This is a genomic window from Williamsia sp. (assembly GCF_036566845.1).
Lineage (GTDB): Bacteria > Actinomycetota > Actinomycetes > Mycobacteriales > Mycobacteriaceae > Williamsia.
The window spans coordinates 1-4375 of record NZ_DATCVM010000213.1 but is presented as its reverse complement, the minus strand read 5'-3'; the positions used below and the strand labels follow the sequence as shown (position 1 = coordinate 4375).

At 64.7% G+C, this 4375-nt stretch carries 5 protein-coding genes; 4 read left to right on the top strand and 1 reads right to left on the bottom strand.

What is annotated here, in order from left to right; genetic code table 11:
- The 3 genes from VIQ49_RS20600 to VIQ49_RS20590 all read left to right on the top strand — a co-directional run.
- On the top strand, nucleotides 1-538 hold a 538-nt coding region (locus VIQ49_RS20600), incomplete at its 5' end, for a FumA C-terminus/TtdB family hydratase beta subunit (RefSeq protein WP_331888112.1).
- A gap of 3 nt (nucleotides 539-541) precedes the next feature.
- Nucleotides 542-1942 (top strand): class II fumarate hydratase, encoded by a 1401-nt coding sequence (locus VIQ49_RS20595; RefSeq protein WP_331888110.1) that lies wholly within the window; start codon nucleotides 542-544, stop codon nucleotides 1940-1942.
- 86 nt (nucleotides 1943-2028) lie between these two features.
- A complete protein-coding gene (locus VIQ49_RS20590) occupies nucleotides 2029-2706 on the top strand; it encodes a PIG-L deacetylase family protein (protein WP_331888108.1) in 678 nt (225 codons plus the stop codon).
- A 58-nt stretch (nucleotides 2707-2764) separates the two neighbouring features.
- On the opposite strand, the gene VIQ49_RS20585 is transcribed toward VIQ49_RS20590, so the two are convergent.
- Nucleotides 2765-3445, bottom strand: a complete 681-nt coding sequence (locus VIQ49_RS20585; RefSeq protein WP_331888106.1) for a L,D-transpeptidase family protein — start codon at nucleotides 3443-3445, stop codon at nucleotides 2765-2767.
- A 132-nt stretch (nucleotides 3446-3577) separates the two neighbouring features.
- Between VIQ49_RS20585 and VIQ49_RS20580 the strand changes: the two genes are divergently transcribed.
- On the top strand, nucleotides 3578-4375 hold a 798-nt coding region (locus VIQ49_RS20580), incomplete at its 3' end, for a serine/threonine-protein kinase (RefSeq protein ID WP_331888104.1).

Below are 4375 nucleotides of genomic sequence, written 5' to 3'. Positions count from 1 at the left end.
GGTGAAGCCCCGCCTGTCACTGACCGGTCCGCTGGTGGTGGCCCGCGACATCGCACACGCCAAGATCAAGGAACGTCTCGACGCGGGCGATCCGATGCCCGATTACCTGCGCAACCATCCGGTCTACTACGCCGGACCGGCCAAAACCCCCGAGGGCATGGCGTCGGGTTCGTTCGGCCCGACCACGGCCGGCCGCATGGACAGCTACGTCGAGCAGTTCCAGGCTGCGGGCGGATCAATGGTCATGTTGGCCAAGGGAAATCGTTCCAAGCAGGTAACCAGCGCCTGCGACACCCACGGCGGCTTCTACCTCGGCTCGATCGGCGGTCCGGCCGCCCGTCTGGCCTTGGACTGCATCAAGAGCCAGGAGATCATCGAATACCCTGAACTCGGCATGGAAGCCGTATGGAAGATCGATGTCGAGAACTTTCCCGCCTTCATCGTCGTCGACGACAAGGGCAACGACTTTTTCACCGATCCGGGCGGCGCGATCACCGTTCCACTGGGTGGCGTCAGGATCCGATCCAAGGAGCGCTGAACTTTGAGTGAGCAGGCCTATCGCATCGAGCACGACACCATGGGCGAGGTCCGGGTGCCGATCGACGCTCTCTGGCGGGCGCAGACCCAGCGCGCCGTGGAGAACTTCCCGATCAGCCACCGCCCGTTGGAGCGGACTCAGATCCGGGCGATGGGCCTGCTGAAAGCCGCCTGCGCGCTGGTCAACAAAGACCTCGGTCTCCTCGACGCGGACAAGGCCGACGCGATCGTGGCCGCTGCCAAGGAGATCGCCGACGGCCGGCATGACGATCAGTTCCCCATCGATGTGTTCCAGACCGGGTCGGGCACCAGCTCCAACATGAACGCCAACGAGGTCATCGCGTCGATCGCGAGGGCCGCCGGCGTCGATGTTCACCCGAACGACCACGTCAACATGTCGCAGTCGTCGAATGACACGTTCCCCACCGCGACGCACGTCGCCGCCACCGAGGCTGCCGTCACCGACCTCATCCCAGCGCTCGAGCACCTGCAGAACGCGTTGGCGCAGAAGGCCACCGAGTGGCGCACCGTCGTCAAGTCCGGCCGCACCCACCTGATGGATGCGGTGCCGGTGACACTGGGCCAGGAGTTCGGTGGATACGCCCGCCAGATCGAGGCCGGCGTGGAGCGCGTCACCGCCACCCTGCCCCGCCTCGGCGAGCTGCCCATCGGCGGAACCGCTGTCGGCACGGGCCTCAACGCACCGGCCGGATTCGGCACCAGGGTTGTCGCTGAGCTGATCGAGCTCACCGGTGTGGCCGAACTTGCCCTGGCCAAAGACAACTTCGAGGCCCAGGCCGCCCGTGACGGCCTCGTCGAACTGTCGGGTGCCCTGAAGACAATCGCGGTCTCACTGACCAAGATCGCCAACGATGTCCGCTGGATGGGGTCGGGTCCGCTCACCGGGCTCGGCGAGATCCAGCTCCCCGACCTGCAGCCCGGTAGTTCGATCATGCCCGGCAAGGTCAATCCGGTTCTGCCCGAGGCGGTCACCCAGGTGGCCGCGCAGGTCATCGGCAACGATGCGGCGGTCACATGGGGTGGCGGCAACGGCGCATTCGAGCTCAACGTCTACATCCCCATGATGGCCCGCAACGTCCTCGAGTCGTTGAAGTTGCTGGCCAACGTTTCTCGGTTGTTCGCCGATCGCTGCATCGCCGGCCTCGTGGCCAACGAAGAACACCTCAAGGAACTCGCCGAGTCGTCGCCGTCCATCGTCACCCCGTTGAACAGCGCGATCGGTTACGAAGAGGCCGCGGCCGTTGCGAAGGCGGCCCTCAAGGACAAGCAGACGATCCGTCAGACCGTGATCGACCGCGGCCTGATCGGCGACAAGCTCTCCGAGGCCGAGCTCGACAAGCGTCTCGACGTCCTCAAGATGGCCAACTTGGACCGCGAACGCTGATCCAACCCCCGAATTTGGTGGCTTTTGGCGAGGCTGACCTGCGGGTTTGCTCACCAAAAGCCACCAAGTTCGGTTACGGTCGGGGTGTGCTGGTTCCCTTTCCGACCGATTGGTCCACCGCGTTGGTGCTGGTCCCGCATCCTGACGATCCCGAGTACGGAGTCGCCGCCGCTGTTGCGAAGTGGACGAGTGCGGGCAAGTCAGTCGTGTATGCGCTGGCCTCGCGTGGCGAAGCCGGTATCGAGGGCATGGCTCCTGCGGAGGCGGGTCCCGCGCGCGAGATCGAACAGCGTGAATCCGCCCGGATCGTCGGTGTCGAGTCGATCGAGTTCTGGGACTTTCCGGATTCCGACATCCGCAACACACCTGAACTCCGTGCCGCCATCACCGAGGTGATCGCACGCGTACAGCCACAGGTGATCGTCTCGATGTACGGCGGATCGGAGTGGGGCCCGGGAATGCTCAATCAGCTCGACCACCGGGAGTTCGCGGCTGCGGTCCTGAATGCCTACGACATCCTCGACGACAAGCCCCGGTGGCTGTTCGAGAACAGTCCGGAGGTCACCCATGTCGAAGAAGTCGGGGACTTCATCGAGGTCGCTGTGGAATCTCTTGCTGCACATGCGAAGTATCTGTCAGTTCTCGACCCGGACACACCGGTCGTCGATCAGGCTCGTGCCCAGGTCGAGATGGTCACCGCAGCGAACCCGGACTACGACAACCAGCGGGTCGTGACCTTCGAACTCAAACGCCGCACCCGATAGTGGTGGGTTTTGGCGAGCGCGACCTGCAGAAACGCTCGCCAAAAGCCACCAAGATCGGTTAAGCGAGGCCGATGTCGATGATCGGCTGGCGAGCCGGGTCCAGCCACTGGACGATCTTGATCATCGTGTCGCGGTCGATCGCGACGCAGCCCCAGGTGGGCTCGCCGTTGGTGACATGCAGGAAGATGCCCGCCGCGAACCCGTCGACCCGCTGCGGATTGTGGGCGATGTTGACGACGTAGTCGTAGATGTCGCCGGTGGCCAGGATGTTCTCACTGTCGCCGCCGGGGTTCTCGACCTGCCGGACGTGGGTGTTGTAGGTGGGCGAACCGGGCAGCGCGTCCCACCAATCCTGTTCGTCTGCTTGGAAGTACGGCATCTCGGTGCCGGGATCGGGCTGGTTGCCGAAGGCCTGGTCGATGGCGAACACACCCATCGGGGTCCGCCAGACGTTGTCCCGCGGGATTCCGATGCCTTCGGCGCCGAGATCGGCGGGGGTGGCTTCGACAACTTGAACCCACCTACCGGAGTCGTCGCGCTCCCACGCGGTCAGCGTCGCCACGGTGTCGTAAATCGATTCGGACGTCACCTTGATCATCTGCGTCGACAGGGGAAACGACGGCGGTGTCACGATCTCATCGGCCGCAGCCGTGGCCGGCACAACCATCGCAGCGACTACCACCAGGGCGACGACCAGTGACACCACTGGCCCCATGAACCTCTTGAACAACTTCAGCACCAGATGATTATGCCAAGTACTCGGTGAAAGCGCGTATCGGGGCGATTACGGCCTTGCACTAATCTGGTCACTGCCAGGCATGCAGACCACGACGCTCGCGGTGCCGGCGCAACACAGAATTCGGAGGTCTTCATGCCGCTCTCCGCGGGCACCATGTTTGCCGGCTACACCATCGAACGCCTGCTCGGAGCCGGCGGCATGGGTGAGGTGTACCTGGCCAAGCACCCGCGATTGCCGCGCTCCGACGCCCTCAAGATCCTGCCCGCCTCCCTGCCCGGATCGAGTGCGACATCCGACGAGGACTACCGGCGCAGGTTCGTACGCGAGGCCGATCTGTCCGCCAAACTCTGGCATCCGAACATCGTCGCCGTGCACGACCGGGGCGAATACCAGGGTCAACTCTGGATCAGCATGGACTTCGTCCAGGGAACCGACGGAGCCGAATTGCTCGCCGTCTATCCCAAAGGGGTTCGGCCGACTCTGTGCCTGCAAATGGTCACGGAAGTGGCCGCCGCGCTCGACCACGCACACAGCCAAGGGCTCCTCCATCGAGACGTCAAACCCGGCAACATCCTGCTGACCGAATCGACGCCGCACCGTGTCATGCTGACCGACTTCGGGATTGCACGGCCCATCGCCGAGACCAGCGATCTGACGATGGCCGGTTTTGCGGTCGGGACCGTTGCCTACGCCGCGCCCGAACAACTCCGTGGTCTGCCGGTCGATGCACGCGCCGACATCTATGCGCTCGGCGCCACCGCCGTCGCTCTTCTCACCGGAGCACCCCCGGGATCCGGTCGTGAACTCGCGCCCGCGGTCGCCCCGGTGATCAACCGGGCCCTGGCCACCGATCCCGCCGACCGCTACCCCACCTGCGGCGACTTCGCCCGCGACCTCGCCGTCGCACTCAACCTGCCTCCGGTGACGCCT